Source organism: Streptosporangium sp. NPDC006013 (assembly GCF_040614275.1).
Lineage (GTDB): Bacteria > Actinomycetota > Actinomycetes > Streptosporangiales > Streptosporangiaceae > Streptosporangium.
On the sequence record NZ_JBEXUE010000041.1, the window covers coordinates 22155 to 36107 of the forward strand.

General features: G+C 67.3%; 19 protein-coding genes and 1 pseudogene. 12 read left to right on the forward strand and 8 right to left on the reverse strand.

Annotation, left to right across the window (positions count from 1 at the left end):
- Positions 1-36: 36 nt before the first annotated feature.
- Positions 37-675, reverse strand: a pseudogene (locus ABZ260_RS09325) (DUF4328 domain-containing protein); the annotation flags it as partial.
- 221 nt (positions 676-896) lie between these two features.
- Here ABZ260_RS09325 and ABZ260_RS09330 point away from each other — a divergent pair.
- On the forward strand, positions 897-1760 hold the full coding sequence (locus tag ABZ260_RS09330) for an NUDIX domain-containing protein (protein WP_355614881.1): 864 nt from the start codon (positions 897-899) through the stop codon (positions 1758-1760).
- A gap of 19 nt (positions 1761-1779) precedes the next feature.
- Here the strand turns inward: ABZ260_RS09330 and ABZ260_RS09335 are convergent, their stop codons facing one another.
- Both ABZ260_RS09335 and ABZ260_RS09340 read right to left on the reverse strand, forming a co-directional pair.
- Entirely contained in the window at positions 1780-2583 is an 804-nt protein-coding gene (locus tag ABZ260_RS09335) for a PrsW family glutamic-type intramembrane protease (protein ID WP_355614884.1), read from the reverse strand.
- 52 nt (positions 2584-2635) lie between these two features.
- Positions 2636-2917 (reverse strand): cadmium resistance transporter, encoded by a 282-nt coding sequence (locus tag ABZ260_RS09340; protein ID WP_355614887.1) that lies wholly within the window; start codon positions 2915-2917, stop codon positions 2636-2638.
- A gap of 45 nt (positions 2918-2962) precedes the next feature.
- Between ABZ260_RS09340 and ABZ260_RS09345 the strand changes: the two genes are divergently transcribed.
- From ABZ260_RS09345 to ABZ260_RS09365, 5 genes are all read left to right on the forward strand, one after another.
- The gene (locus tag ABZ260_RS09345) at positions 2963-3649 is read left to right on the forward strand and encodes a hypothetical protein (RefSeq protein ID WP_355614890.1); all 687 of its coding nucleotides are present in this window, start codon (positions 2963-2965) and stop codon (positions 3647-3649) included.
- Between the two features lie 144 nt (positions 3650-3793).
- A complete protein-coding gene (locus ABZ260_RS09350; RefSeq protein ID WP_355614892.1) occupies positions 3794-4315 on the forward strand; it encodes a hypothetical protein in 522 nt (173 codons plus the stop codon).
- A 3-nt stretch (positions 4316-4318) separates the two neighbouring features.
- Positions 4319-4705, forward strand: a complete 387-nt coding sequence (locus tag ABZ260_RS09355) for a hypothetical protein (protein ID WP_326646349.1) — start codon at positions 4319-4321, stop codon at positions 4703-4705.
- A 117-nt stretch (positions 4706-4822) separates the two neighbouring features.
- The gene (locus ABZ260_RS09360) at positions 4823-5059 is read left to right on the forward strand and encodes a hypothetical protein (protein ID WP_030921016.1); all 237 of its coding nucleotides are present in this window, start codon (positions 4823-4825) and stop codon (positions 5057-5059) included.
- A gap of 510 nt (positions 5060-5569) precedes the next feature.
- Positions 5570-6118, forward strand: a complete 549-nt coding sequence (locus tag ABZ260_RS09365; protein ID WP_355614896.1) for a hypothetical protein — start codon at positions 5570-5572, stop codon at positions 6116-6118.
- Positions 6119-6228: 110 nt separating this feature from the next.
- Here ABZ260_RS09365 and ABZ260_RS09370 read toward each other — a convergent pair whose 3' ends face one another.
- Complete coding sequence (locus ABZ260_RS09370) at positions 6229-6588, reverse strand: hypothetical protein (protein ID WP_355614932.1); 360 nt, start codon at positions 6586-6588, stop codon at positions 6229-6231.
- Positions 6542-7096: a flavoprotein gene (locus ABZ260_RS09375; RefSeq protein ID WP_355614899.1), complete on the reverse strand. Its 555-nt coding sequence runs from the start codon at positions 7094-7096 to the stop codon at positions 6542-6544. Before ABZ260_RS09375 ends, ABZ260_RS09370 begins: the two co-directional genes overlap by 47 nt.
- 199 nt (positions 7097-7295) lie before the next feature.
- Between ABZ260_RS09375 and ABZ260_RS09380 the strand changes: the two genes are divergently transcribed.
- The 3 genes from ABZ260_RS09380 to ABZ260_RS09390 all read left to right on the forward strand — a co-directional run bounded on the left by ABZ260_RS09380 (position 7296) and on the right by ABZ260_RS09390 (position 8749).
- Positions 7296-7517 (forward strand): hypothetical protein, encoded by a 222-nt coding sequence (locus tag ABZ260_RS09380; protein ID WP_355614902.1) that lies wholly within the window; start codon positions 7296-7298, stop codon positions 7515-7517.
- A gap of 155 nt (positions 7518-7672) precedes the next feature.
- Entirely contained in the window at positions 7673-8092 is a 420-nt protein-coding gene (locus tag ABZ260_RS09385; RefSeq protein WP_355614929.1) for a protein phosphatase, read from the forward strand.
- Between the two features lie 255 nt (positions 8093-8347).
- Positions 8348-8749, forward strand: a complete 402-nt coding sequence (locus ABZ260_RS09390) for a VOC family protein (RefSeq protein ID WP_355614905.1) — start codon at positions 8348-8350, stop codon at positions 8747-8749.
- Positions 8750-8876: 127 nt separating this feature from the next.
- Here ABZ260_RS09390 and ABZ260_RS09395 read toward each other — a convergent pair whose 3' ends face one another.
- Positions 8877-9356, reverse strand: coding sequence for an OsmC family protein (locus tag ABZ260_RS09395; RefSeq protein ID WP_355614908.1), 480 nt, complete (start codon positions 9354-9356; stop codon positions 8877-8879).
- Between the two features lie 309 nt (positions 9357-9665).
- On the opposite strand from ABZ260_RS09395, the gene ABZ260_RS09400 reads away from it, so the two are divergent.
- Positions 9666-10187, forward strand: a complete 522-nt coding sequence (locus tag ABZ260_RS09400) for a DUF302 domain-containing protein (RefSeq protein WP_355614911.1) — start codon at positions 9666-9668, stop codon at positions 10185-10187.
- A 305-nt stretch (positions 10188-10492) separates the two neighbouring features.
- On the opposite strand, the gene ABZ260_RS09405 is transcribed toward ABZ260_RS09400, so the two are convergent.
- Entirely contained in the window at positions 10493-11611 is a 1119-nt protein-coding gene (locus ABZ260_RS09405) for a DUF5685 family protein (RefSeq protein ID WP_355614914.1), read from the reverse strand.
- Positions 11612-11806: 195 nt separating this feature from the next.
- Between ABZ260_RS09405 and ABZ260_RS09410 the strand changes: the two genes are divergently transcribed.
- Together ABZ260_RS09410 and cutA are read left to right on the forward strand one after the other, a co-directional pair.
- Positions 11807-12913: a hypothetical protein gene (locus tag ABZ260_RS09410; protein WP_355614917.1), complete on the forward strand. Its 1107-nt coding sequence runs from the start codon at positions 11807-11809 to the stop codon at positions 12911-12913.
- A 104-nt stretch (positions 12914-13017) separates the two neighbouring features.
- Positions 13018-13362, forward strand: coding sequence for a divalent-cation tolerance protein CutA (gene cutA / locus ABZ260_RS09415; RefSeq protein ID WP_355614920.1), 345 nt, complete (start codon positions 13018-13020; stop codon positions 13360-13362).
- Between the two features lie 77 nt (positions 13363-13439).
- Here cutA and ABZ260_RS09420 read toward each other — a convergent pair.
- The coding region (locus ABZ260_RS09420) for a DUF6882 domain-containing protein (protein ID WP_355614923.1) at positions 13440-13953 on the reverse strand (514 nt) is incomplete at its 5' end.

Consider the following 13953-nt stretch of genomic DNA (forward strand, 5'->3'; position numbering starts at 1 on the left):
TGTGCGGGCGGTCTCCTGAAGATCGGTGATCGTCAGGACGACCCGGATGGCGAGGATGCCCGCGGCGATCGGCAGCGCGATGCCGACGATCAGCACGAGGTCTGCCAGGCCGCTTTCCAGGCCGCTTTCCACGCCCTCCATGTCCGTCCCCGCCAGTCCCACGGACGCCAGCGTCGCGTACGGCCACAGCACCCACGTCAGCCACCATGCCCAGACCAGCCCCGAGCGGCGGGCCCTGAAGAGGTCGCTCCCCGGTCGCAGGCCACCTGGCCGGGAAGTGGCCAGGATGTCGTCGACGATCCCCTTGGGAGCGAACAGGCTGACGATGGGGAGGATCCAGCCGAGCACCAGGTACGGCGCGGCGTACACGTGAAAGACCCCTGGAGAGATCGCGTACGAGTTGGCGCGAGCACGGAACAGCCAGCATATGAAGGCGATTCCCGACAGCAGGCAGAGCATCGGAAAAAGGAGGACGACCGGGGAGAGGAGGAGCGTGTACAGGGCCTCCCACTCGTAGACCAGTCGCCAGAGCCGGTCCCCCTCGTAGAGGATCCGCAGCCCCGACAGGCCCACGGACACGATGGAGACCAGCGCGATCAGGGTGATGGCAACGGTCGCGAACGTACGGATCGGGCGCAACGGGCGAATGTGCACGGAGAACGCGCTCGACTTCATGCGGGTCCTTTAACGGGGGGCAAGATACGCGCAAGTATGGCTGATCCGATATAGCCGATATAGAGGTATTTCTGGCCGTCAGCGGAAGGCTTCTCCGCTTCCCCGAGGTGCGCCGCGGTCTCTCACCCGCGAGCGTTGGTCCGCGACAGGTCGCCGGGAGCATGGGCGGGAAGGCCGACCCGGTCCGGTGCCGCCGGACCGAGCTGATGCATCATTGGTCCATGGCGGCCAGGGATGGGGACGGTTGGGCCCAGTGTGAGCGCGGGCACCGGCACTGGGGCGTGTACGGGGCGGCCGGGCTGCTCGCCGTCCACCACGACGCCACCGGGAAGCCGCACATCCTGATGCAGAAGCGCTCCGTCTGGAGCCACCACGGTGGCACCTGGGGACTGCCGGGCGGTGCCCGCGACAGTCACGAGGACACCGTCACGGCCGCCCTGCGCGAGGCGTTCGAGGAGGCCACGCTGGACGGCACCGGCCTGCGGATCCAGGGCGTCTACCTCGACGACCACGGCGGCTGGTCCTTCGAGACAGTGATCACCGAGGCCGCGGAGCTGCTGAGGGCGGTTCCGGGCAACAGTGAGAGCGCCGACCTGCGCTGGCTTCCCGCCGAGGAGGTCACCGCCAAAAAACTCCACCCCGGCTTCGCCGAGACCTGGCCGGCGATCGGTCTCGCGCTCGCCCCCTCCCTCGTCGTCCTCGACATCGCCAACATCGTGGGCGCCCGCGCCGAGCACGGCTGGTGGAGGGACCGCGCCGGTGCGGCGGCCAGGCTGCTCACCGAGATCGGCACGCACGCCGCCGGTGGACTGTGGGCCGCGCCCGGCCAGATCCCGACCCTGGCGCGCTGGTTCCCCCGGGTGACCGCGGTCGTCGAGGGGGCCGCCCGCGACGCCCCCCCGGTGTCCGGCGTCTCCGTGATCGCCGCACCCGGAAGCGGGGACGACGCCGTCGTCCAGGCCGTAAGGGACGCCCGCCCGTGGGAGCGCGTCCTGGTCGTCACCGCCGACCGGGGGCTGCGCGAGCGGGTCACGGAACTGGGCGCCGAGGCCGTCGGCCCCCGGTGGCTGCTCTCCCGGTTGTGACGTTTCACGTGGAACATCCTCAGGGCTCGGGGGCTGGGGCGGCCTGTGGTTTCAGGTCGCGGGTGGCCCGGTGGAACAGCCAGTAGCTCGCCGCGGCGACGACGAGGAAGAGCAGGCGGGCGGGCGGGGGGATGTCCAGAATGAGCAGGCCGTCGCTGAGCGAGTGGAGCAGGGCCGCCGTCATGAAGGCGGCGATGATGGGGATGGTGACGACGGCGCGACCTCTGACCTGCCAGGCCCCGAAGGCCACCGCGCACACCAGGCCGGTCCAGACGAGGTGGCTGAAGGGGGTGCTGAGGCCGCGTAGCAGGAGAATCGTGCCCGCGCCGACGGCACCGCCGTGGTTGGCGACGCTCTTCCAGGCGTAGGCCATCGACTCCATGATCGTGAATCCGGTCGCACAGGACAGGCCGAGCGCGACCCCCGCGGCCTTGGTGAGGTGGCGACCGGTGAGGGCGACCGCGAGAGGCGGGACGAGCTTCGCGGGTTCCTCGATCCAGCCGACCCGCAGGATCGAGGTGCTGTTCTTCTGGGAGATGAAAAGCGAGTCGAAATAACCGCCGAGCAGCAGGGCGACGCCCCCGCCGAACAGGAACATCCCCATCAGCGTCATGGCCGGCACGCTGGTGGCGATGTGGATACGGTCGTGGATGGCGAGCAGGAGCGCGATGGGCCCGGCTGCGGCCCCGTAGAAGAAGGCTGCGGGCATGACCGCCTGATTGCCGGCCGTCTGCATCATGGCGATGAGCGAGAAGGACAGAACGATCATGGCGATCCACGCCTTGAACCATCGATGCCGGTAGAAGCGCAAACGGTCTCGCATAATGATTAATTCCCCGATACACCTGCCCCAAATTCGGGCGAATTGTCCATATTTATCTAAATATGGACTCCGGCACAATGACCACACCGACAATCACGAACACCACGGGCACCAGCCACCTGCCCGACCGATCCACCAGCTCGATGATCTTCCTGTGCGACCCGAGCCAGGAGGCCACCACGCACCAGACCGCGACAAGCAGCGCGAACACGGCCACCGTGACGGCGCTGGATGCCGGACCGATCGTGCGGAACAGCGGGGTGTGGACGGAGATGTTGTGTCTCCTTCTTCCCAGTGCGCGCGGCGACCATGGCCAGCCGCGAGCTACGGGCATTATGATCACGTTCATCCACTCTTGTCGGCCCTCCGGAGACCGCACGTGGGCTATCCGCCTCCGCCGCAGTACGGCCAGCCGCCGCGGGGCGAGACGGGGCGCGGGCTGACCGTGCTGGTCGTCATGGCCCTCGGTGTGGTCATCGGGGCCGTCATCACCGTGTTCATGGTGCTCAACCCGCCCTCCTCGCCGCCGGTCGCGGCTCCGACACCCGATGCCGAGCACTCGGAGGCCTCGGTCCGCCAGGCCGCCCAGCCGGCGCTCGACGCGTACAGCAGCGGCTCCTACGGTGATTTCTGGGACCTGTGGACCACCGGGGCGCAGGGGTTGATCACCCGGGAGGAGTACGTGAGGCTGTTCGGCCTCTGCCCGCCGCTCGTGGCGAACTCCCCGTTCACCGTCGCCGAGGTCGCGATCACCGGCGACACCGCCGTGGTCCAGGCCGGCCGGCTCGGCGACACGACGGAGTTCGGCTTCGTCTTCGAGAGCGACTCTTGGCGGTACGAGCCGTCGCCCGAGGAGCGGTCGGAGTACCAGAAGCCGGTCGACCAGATAGCCGAGCAACGGCGGGCCGCGGGATTCTGCGGCACCGTCACCCCCACCTCAGGCCCGTCCGATCCCGCCACCGGCCCCTCCGACCCGGCTTCCGCCCCCTCCGATCCCGTTCCCGGCTCGTCCGATCCCGCGCCAAGTTCGTCCGCCTCCCCCCAGCCATCAGGTTTCCTTGAATAATGAATTTTGGACCTGCACATATGCGCATATGTGGATACGCTCGGTTGTGTAGGGATACGCGTGACCCTGGGGATGCCCGAGACCGGTGATCTCCCCACCGGGGATGAGACGCGACCTCGGGGGGCGGAAAGGCAGGTGACGTGGATGACGACCGGCACCCGACCGGGAATCCCGCTCGCACCCGCCATCGAAGTCATGCAGAAGTGCTGCCATAATCCGCAATTCACAGCTACTGTCGAACTTATGGCCCACTCCATGCCGGCAAGGCAAGACGGCACAGGATCGGAAAAACCATCAGCGAATGATCACGATGGCGCCAGACATGAATCGGATTCGGTTCCGCTCTGGCTGGCGCATCTTCAGCTTAGAGAAGGACAGAAGACCATCAGCACATCAGCTCCCGAAACCTCTATCACTATAGAGCTGGATAAAGCGGATTATGAGGCACTCTCTCGTAAGGCGCGGCTGACCGGAAACCGCGTCGTCGACGTGATCCACACGGCGGTCCAGCGAGAGATCGGCAACAAACCCCACGTGATCACCCTGATGCACCGCTGGAACCTGCACCGAGAAGACCTCAACATGGCGGCCGAATCCCTCGGGGTCGACCAGCTCTCCGAGGCGGAGTGGGGCCAGATCGGCATTCGCCCGTTCAGGAGGCGTTGAGCCGTGCTTCCCGGTCGAGTGCTCGACGTGAGCGCACTGGTCGACATCGCGGTGGCGAAGACCGAATACTCCAGAAGCATCGCCGCCATGTGCCTTTTCCGTGGCGGCGGGATATGTGTCCCGGCGACCAGCCTCGCGGCGGTCCTGTCCATCTCCCCGATCTCGACCCAGGTGGAGCTGTTCGAACTCGTCACGACCCCCGGCGTGAAGATCGATGACTTCACACACGGAAAGGTCGGAGACATCGCGGAGATCCTCGACGGATCGCGCGACATCACGGCCGGACACGTCATCTGGTGTGCCCGCGCCACCCGATGGCCCATCCTCACGGACCGCGGGGCCGAGCTCGTCCAGTACGACCAGAACCTCGAAATCGATCCGCTGCCGTAGCCCCCGGAGCGGGAGCGCCGTCCCGGGCAGGCCGCCATAACCATCCGGTTGAAACCGATGCCAAATATCATTGTGCGCGCGATCGATTTTCGGAGCCGGGGCTTTCACACTGGGAGGGTGACGTTCCAGACGAGGCGCATCAAGCTCGACATTCCCGACGGACCGGAATACGACCAGGTACGCGATATGCACGGTCACTCGGTCACGGTGTTCGCGTCCACGGAGATCAACGGTGAACGCTCCCTGAAAATCGGCAGCCGAACGTTGCGGCTGAGGAAGGTGGGCGTGGACGAGGACGGCGAGGAGCCGATGGACATCTACCGGGCCGAGTCCATTTCAGACCCCTCGTACTGAGGACCCCTCGCGCCGAGCATCCGTCGCGCCGAACGCACCCGCTCGCGCTCGGCGCGGGCGCCCATGCGCCCGCCCGTCGATCACACCCCGGACCCGCGGATCCGTAACCGGGATGCCGGCCATTCGGCTGGGACCTCACCTGTCCCGGCCCGCCGACCTGTTCGGGTCGGCCACCTGACCCGAGGCCCTCGACGCCCTCGAAAGGTCCGGGCTCGGCGAACCACCTGTCCGCCAGGTCCGCGAGACCGAGCGCACCGGCCCCGTGGCTCCCACCGGACCCGGGCGAAAATCCACGAGGACACGGACGCCTTCCCGGGCCGACCTGGAAGATCTCCGGCGCCGGAGAATTAGGAAATCATCACGTTTTCAGGATTCTGCCCTGATCCTCCCTTGCCCGGTTGCGCGAATATCCGCCTTGCGGCGCTTCCTAAGGGAGTACTTTTCGACAGAGACGTTGCCGCAACCGCCCGGTATGGCAGGCCGGATATCAAGCCCCCAAGTGAGGTAGCGATGCTGTCTTCCTTTGACCCGGAATATGCCCCGGTTGGTGATGTAGGGACCGCGCTGCTCTACGTCGACTCGCTTCTCACCCGTATCCGCGAGGGCGTCTCGCAGGCCGATCCCAGGCAGCGAGAGCTGATCGACGACTTCTTCGGATCCTTCTCCAGCAAAGACGCCAGTGACGTGCTCGACGGTGCCTGCACGCTCGTCTACCTGTACATGGAGTGGCTGCGCCAGGCCCACGAGGAGCAGGACCGTGACGTGGTCGAATCCGTGGTTCCCTACGTCATCGGCAGCATGCGCAAGATGACGGTAAGCGTCAGGCCCGAGGCCATCCCCGCCATGGCGGGCATGCTGACCGCCAGCGCCATCGGCCTGAGCCCGACGCTCTGGCGCAAGCAGTACGGGCCCTGGACCGAAGCCGAGATGAACGCTCTGGAAGCGACCCTCGTCCTGCTGGCCGACTACATCAACCATCTAACCAACGACGAAACCATGGCAATTCGCATGATCGCCGACATTATGGAATCCATGGAGCAAGCGGACGATATGGGATAAATCTTTTATGTGTGGTTCCGCTAAACGCGGATCGGCGCCGATGGCCGTCAGATGAGCCGACCAGGGGCGCCTTTCTCCCGCCCGTTCATGGCAGGACCCGCAGGTGACCTTCATCCGGACTGTTCCGGGCCGTCCAGATGGCGGAAGAGCTCGTGCGCCGAATCTATGCTCGCACGCAACGCCTGCTCCAGTTCGTCGGCCTCACCCGTGAGATGTCCGTTCTCCGGCATGCTCAGAGCGTCGGCACCGGACTCGGCGAGCAGTTCCTCATAACGGGGCAGCCGCTCCACCAGCGCCTCGATCTGGTCGCGGGCCCGGTAGGCACGTTCGGCGTCGGCGACGTGAGCCGCGTACCGTTCGAGCGCCTCCACCTTCGCGATGACGGCGCCTTCACTGCCGGCGAGCGCTCGCTCCCACGCCCGTTCACTCGCGACGGCGCCGCCTGACTTCTTCGAGGGCTTCGAGGGCAAGGGCCCAGGGATGGCTCTCCGCTTCCCCGCCTCCGGCGGCGGCCATGTCCGGCTCGGACCTACCGGAGCCGAGCAGGACCGGGACGCCCTCGGCCCGAAGGCTTTCGACGCTCCGGCGGAACGGCTCACGGGAGGCGAGGCCGCCGTTGACGAAGGGCAGCACGACCACGGGGATACCGAGCCCGGGAGCTTCGGCGAGGAGGCCGAGGGCATAGGTGTCGGCGATCCCCTGGGCGAACTTGTTGATCGTGTTGTACGTCGCGGGAGCGACGATGATCGCATCGGCCCTCGGCGGCTTGGGCTCGTCCGGCTTGCGGTAGCGGCTACGGACGGGGCGGCCGGTCTGCCGTTCCAGGGCGGGGACGTCGATGAAGTCCAGCGCGGACGGGGTGGCGACGATCTGGACGGCCCAGCCCGCGTCCTGGGCGAGGGCGACGAGACGTCCCACGTCACCGGCGCCGCCCGCGGCACACACGATGACGTAGAGGACCTTGCCGGACTGGCTCACTGGTGCACCATCCTCTTGCCGGTAGCCGAAAGACCGCTGACGCACCCGAGGTGCCGCCGGGTCACCGCCCGGCTCGCTCGACCAGATGAGGTCCAGCATGAGTTCTCATACGTCGACTCCAAATATGGAAACCTGCATTGGCTTCTCGGCCCAGTAGGGACCGAGCCTGCAGCCTCGTTCAGGCCGCGTCGCCGGCAGCATGGCACACCGCCCGGCGACCGACCTCACCGACCTGACCGAGAGCTACTCCTGCTACCGGAACGGCACGGGAGTCGGCATCCCGTCGTTCATCTACGGCCCCGCGTACGCCTTCGCCGCGTACTTCCTGGCCGTCACCCGTCATCACGCGCGCATCGAGGCGCCGGGACTCGGGCGAGTGAGTCGCCCCAGCGTTCCAGACGGCGGCCTTCCCCGCTCATGAGCTCGGGATCCCGCGTGACATTCCCGATGCCGCGGCTCGGCGGGGCGTCCATGCCGCTGGGACACGACCGGACTGCGACCTGCCCGGCCGAGGAAGTGCACCGGTACGGCGAGCGCTTCTCCGAGCGAGAAAGCTACGCTCGTACTGTGATCGCTATGTGGGAGCCCACGATGACGGGCGTGCTGCGACTGCCCTCCGGTCGGCTCGTCCGCGGCCGGGGGTTGCGCCGACCGCTCCCGGAAGGTCCCGCGCCCACCTTCGCGCTCTACCTGCTGGGCCATGAGCCACCCCCCGTCACCTGGGAGACCCGCTGGCTCCGCTGGCCCGACTTCTGGTTGCCGTCCGACCGTACGGCGACCGGCGACGCGTTACGCGAGGCATGGGTACGCGCCGAAGCCGAGCGCGTCGAAATCGCCTGCGGTGGTGGATACGGCCGGACCGGCACCGCACTGGCCTGCCTCGCCGTACTGGACGGGGTACCGGGCCACGAAGCGGTCGCCTATGTCCGGCAGCATTACGCCCGCCGCGCCGTCGAGACACCATGGCAACGCCGCTTCGTCTCCCGCTTCCGGTAGGCATCTCGCCGGAGAGGTTCTCGGCCGCCCCTGACCAGCCCGGTACCACGTGCACATGAGGCTCAACGGGAACCGGGCCACCCGCGGTCGGGTCACCTCGCCCTGGAGGACGAACTGCTGCCGGGAGCCGCCGATAGTCCGCCCCACGAGAAGCGAACCGACCCGAGCTGCTCGTCTCCGGACGCCTGGCAACGATCAAACGGAGCACTTCGGGCGCCTTAGTCTCGTGAAGGCAACATCCCGAAAGGGGAAAACATGATCGGCAACCTGCAGTGCGTGGTGTTGGACTGCCCCGACGCCCTTGCTCTGGCGCGCTTCTACCAGTCACTCCTCGGCGGCACACTCAACCGGCCCGATCCCCGATGGGGGCTCGACGACGCCTGGGCGACCCTGCACACCGGCTCAGGTCTCGTCCTCGCGTTCCAGGGCGTGGACGAGTACCGACCACCGCGCTGGCCGGACCCGGCCCACCCGCAGCAGTTCCATCTGGACATCGACGTCGCGGACCTCGACCAAGCCCGGCAGCAGGTCCTTCAACTCGGCGCCACATTGCTGGACACCGGCGACGGCACCCGCGGCTGGCACATCTACGCCGACCCGGCCGGCCACCCCTTCTGCCTGCTCCGTGGCCGGCCTGACAGCGTGCATCCAGCTTGATCTTCCTGTCCGCCTGTTCCCTGAGCCTGATGAAGCTGCCTGAGCAGCCCCGCTCCCGAATCCTGGTGCTGCTCCGGGTAAGTTCGCGGAGGAGTGCCGGTCGGCTCGTCAAGGTCCAGAACCACGCCTATCTCTCCTGGACCCGAATTACCGGCATGGGGGTGATGGGGAAGTTCACCGAGCGGGCGATGAAGCACACCGCGTGTACGTCGTCGTGCAGCGAGCGGGCCTTCTCCACCATCGACACGTCGGCGACCGTCACCCCGGGACGCAGGACAACCTCGGTGATCTGGCCTCCGCCACCGCTCTCGTCCATCGTCATAACCCCATGGGCGTGGTCCTCGTATTCGGTGACGATGACCCCGCCGACGGCACAGAGGTGGAGGTACCACAGCATGTGGCACTGAGCGACGGAGGCCACGAGCAACTCCTCGGGGTTCCAGCGCGCGGGGTCGCCGCGGAAGGCGGGATCCGAGGAGGCGGCGATCGCGGCCTTATTGTCCGCCGATACTTCGTGATCACGACTGAAGGACCGGTAACCGCCCGTGCCTGCTCCGAGGTTGCCCGTCCACTCGACCTTGACGTCGTAGGTATGCGTGGTCGCCATAGGTTCAGAGCTTAAAGGACTCGGAAAACACGCTCTCTGCTCATGGGCATGCGCAAAGGCGCTCTGCCAAAAGGTGGGCGCATTGGTAACCACCGGCGACCGTGAAGGGGAAAGAGCGTCATAGCGCGCTGGACGACATCGCTCAACACGTAGTCGCCGCCGTGGCCGTTGATGACGACCAGGGCCGTGGGGCCGGAGCGGGTGACGGATACGACATCCGGCGAGCCTGCTGGTCTCAGAACGCTCGACATGGACAACCTGTTACTCGGGTCCGCAGGTAGCGGGCAGAGCCCGAGGAGATGATCCGCTGTGACCTCGATAGACACCCGCGTCGTCGCCCACCGGGTGCGCCGGCTCGACGTCCCGCTCCCGCAACGCTACGACGAAGCCGTACGCCGCTACGAAGAGCTGGCACCGGTCGTCGACATCGCCCGGTTCGAGCAACTCCCCAGCTGGGAGGCTGCCCTTGAACTCGCCGCGACCAACGCGCCACACGGCTTCATGATCTACTGGAAATCCGACGTTACCGCCATGATGGCCGGATCGCCATCCGGCTGGAAATGCACCGAGTACCTTATGGGCAACCACACCATCGCCGAGCGCATGTTCCACCACGACCCGTCGGTCATGCTCCATGCACCCCTGCGCACCGTCATCTACGCCGACGCCGAGGAACGCACCCGGCTGGCCGTCGACCAGCCCAGCACGCTGTTCTCCACCTACGACAATCCCGCCATCGCCGAAGTCGGTCAGCACCTCGACCGACTGCTCGCCGAACTCTTCACGGCCATGGGGGCGACGCCGCCCGCTGAGCTGAAGCCGACGCGGTGAGCAGGCTGCACCAGGACCACGACGACCGGCACGCAGCGACGGACTCGTAATGGGTAGGTCGACAAACCCGACGAGATCGGACAGTCAGCTCAGTATCCGGCGCAGGTCTTGGGCCGAGTCCGCGAGTGTTGACGTCGTGTTCGACGCGGAGCAGCAGGTTGGCCGTACGCGCCGAGCCGATCTCGGTTGCCTGTGCCACGATCCCGGTGAACAGCGTGTTCTGGCGGATGCGGTCACGGGTGATGACCTGTCGATCGACCGACAGCACGCCGACATGAGCCGACCACCCAAAAATGAATGCAGCACTAGCAGTTACAGTCGCAGTTGCAGTTGCAGCAGTCGGAACAACCGGAGCAACAGTCGCAGCAACCCGAACACCCATCGCAGCACTGCCCGCAGGCGTCGCAGCCGCCGGCGTCGCAGCGCTCACCGCACGATTTGTAGCGGTCCTCGTCCCACGGCGGCCGGTACAACCCGCAGGTGCAGCAGGCCGCCGACATGCACAGCAGCGACAACAGCCCGCCGGGGTCCGGCTTCAGCCGCGGATCACGCGGGGGCGCCTCGGGACTCTCCTGCTCGGCCTCGCCGAAGATCCGGCCGGTGGTGCGGCCGGTCTCCCTGACCAGTAGCGCGTTGACCAGGCCGCGTCGCTCCAGGTCCAGCTCGGCCACCGCGAGGCGCAATCCGTGCACGGCGTCGTCGCAGTGCCGCCGCGCGACGGCCAGGTCGGTCCCCGAGGCGACGAGCGGGTTGTAGGCACCGCGGTCGCGGTCGCGGGCCAGGTCCTCGACGGCGTCCAGCAGGTGTGCCAGACGGCCGAAGTAGCGCCCGGCCTCCTCCAGCGTCTCCCGGTTGTGCGGCTTGTCGGCCAGTACGGCGGTGTGCCCGAAGGCGGCGGCGACCGCGGCCTCGGTGGGGGCGGTGAGCTGGAGCAGGCTCGGGTTCGGCAGGCGCTCCAGCCGGGTCTGCTCCTCGACCGCGACGAGGAGCGGGGCGGGATCGAATCCGAGGGCGGAGGCCGTACCCGATCCGGCGGCCGACCAGCGGGCGGCCACCCGCCCCGCGCCGGCCGCCACCAACCGGCGGGCGTAGATGCCGTCGCCGTCCTCGACGTGGTCCCTGACCTTGCCCGCGGCCAGGATCAGCGAGACCGAGGCCGCCAGCCGTACCCCCTCGGCCTCGACGACGTCGGCGCCCTTGAACCCGCGCAGAGCGCAGGCCGCCGCACGCCGGTGCGGGGAGGAGGCCGGTGCCTGCGCCTCGGTGAGCACGGACACCAGCAGACCGTCGTAGTTGGTCACCAGCCGGGAGGCATGCCCATGCTCATCCCTGAGGGCCAGGCAGAGCCCGCACAGGTGCGCCATCCACTCCTTGAACAGCCCACCGCACATCCCGTGCCGGCATGGGCGAACAATCCCAAACATAGGCCCCTTCCCTGAATGTCCATCATCCAGCCTGCCAGCCGCCACTTGTCACACACTTGCAATGCGGCGGTTGCAGCGATCTCTCACCCAAATACCAGCGGCTCCCCGGATGATGATCTCGTTCACAGACCCGAAGGAACAAGATCATGAGAAGAGCACCGACCCTCCTGCTCACGGCGGCGGCCAGGACAGTCAATGGCTAAGGTTCCGAACGTGCGTGGGCTCGGGTTGTTTCTTGCGATGTCAGGCCTGGTCATGGCGGGTTGCGGCGGAACGGATGACCCGGCCCCGGCCACCCCGGGTGCCAGACCCCCGGCTACCGGTGTCGAGGAGTCCGGCGGACTGCGCGAGATGATGAAAGCGTTGTCAGCCGGCGGACCGGCCGCCGAATACCTGGAGTACGGGGAGATGACGCACTGGCGCGAGCTGGGCGTGGTCACCGCGAGCGGCCCGGAGAAGAAGGAGGGGCGCTGGTTGCCGGCGATCGGCTTCGGCTTCGGCGCGCTCGGCAGCAGCGCACGACTGCTCCCCGAGAAGACCGGAATCGACGTCTACGGAGCCGTCCGGGCCGTCTCCTTGGGTAACCCGCCGAATACCGCGATCCGCATCGAAGGCAAGCAGGACGCAGCGGCCATCCGTACCAAGCTGACCGCCCTGGGGGCGAAGCCGCGCACGATCGGTGGACAGCAGGGGCTGACGCTCGCCGCCGACGGCGCGATCGACCCGGACAGCGTGCTGACCAGCGAGCTCGGCCTGCTCAACCGGCTCAACCAGGTGGTGGTGACCGATTCGGTGCTGGTGTCCGGAGCCTCGGCCGATCCGGTGGCAAGTGCCCTGGGCGGCAGCCCCTCCCTGGCAGCCGACCCCGATCACGCCGCGATCGCCGAGTGTCTGGGCGACGTGGTCGCCGCCGCGGTCACGGCACCGCCTGCGCCGACGGCCGTGGCGCTGTACGGCGTGGGCCTGCGCCGCCCCGCGGCCACGACCGACCAGGCGGTCAACGTCGTGTGCGTGCTGCCCCGTGGGACCAAGGTGAAGGAGACCTTCACCGGGAAGTTCACCACGAAGGCCGTGACGCAGTCCGGCATGCCGCTGTCCGATCTCGTCGAGGACATCGCGCACGAGGAGGTCGGCTCCGGGGACGGTGCGGTACTGCGGGCCACACTGAAGATCAAGCAGGACGGGCCGGTGACCCTGGTGCTGAAGATGCTGTCCACGGGCGAGCTGCCCAGGCTGTTCGACCCATCGGCTCTCCCCGATCCCTTGGATCTCGTGGACGGCTCCCTGAAGTCACCCTCCTGACCCGCTGATTTTCCGATTCGAGGTTCGGGGTCTGGAAACGGCGGGCGGGTGAGCGCGGAGTGCCGCTCTTGATACCCGTGGGGATGATTCGGCAGGGTGTTGGCATGGTCGAGAATGCTTCGGACTGTGTCGAGGTTCGTGTCACCACCAGCGGTCGCGAGGAGGCTGAGCGGATCTGTTCGGCGGTGGTGGGCCGGCGGCTGGCCGCCGACTGCCAGATCATCGCGCCGATCGAGTCCGTCTACTGGTGGGAGGGCGAGATCCAGCGCTCCGAGGAGTTGCTGTTGCTGATGAAGACCACCGTGGAGCGGTTCGAGGACCTCGCCCGGCGAGTGCGGGAATTGCACTCCTACGAGGTGCCGCAGATCGTCGCGGTCCCCCTGACGGTCGGCAACACCGACTACCTCGACTGGATCAGACGGGAGACGTCCCCGGCCTCCGGCGAGTAGAAGTTTCGTACCGACCGCCCGGGGGGCTGGATTGCCGCCGCCTGCGCCGACGTTGACATCGGCAAGCCGGTACGAGCTCAGCCGGGCTTAAGCGTGCTCTGCATATCACTGATCCGCCCCTGGCCATCGAACTCCACGCGCAGATCTGATCCGCCAGGGTGCTGACCGGCAATGACCGTCGCCGTTGTTTCAACATGCCAGCCCTGCTGAGTCAGGAAGCTCTCGACCAGCGTTCGATGGTCGAGTTCGTACATCGAAATGGCCTGGGCCAGGACAGAGACGACGCGTTCGGGCTGTGCGGGCATCAGCACCGAATCCGGTACGGCCTCCAGGAGGAGGAAAGCGGCCCCGCCCTGGTAGGGGCCACGGTAGTAGCAGAGCCCGGTCAGAGTTGCCGACAGCAGGGCGAGCACGTGCCCGTCGACCTGGTCGAGAGGCAGCGTCGCCTCGGTCAATTCCGGGATGTGCTGCTGCCGCCCATACTCCTGCAACCAGTTGGCGGCGCGCAGAAGATTGGGCGGGAGATCGCTCTGCGTGTTGGCCCACGCCCAGAGCCAGGTCTGGTCGCGGTAGCCTTCCGTCCCCAGAAAC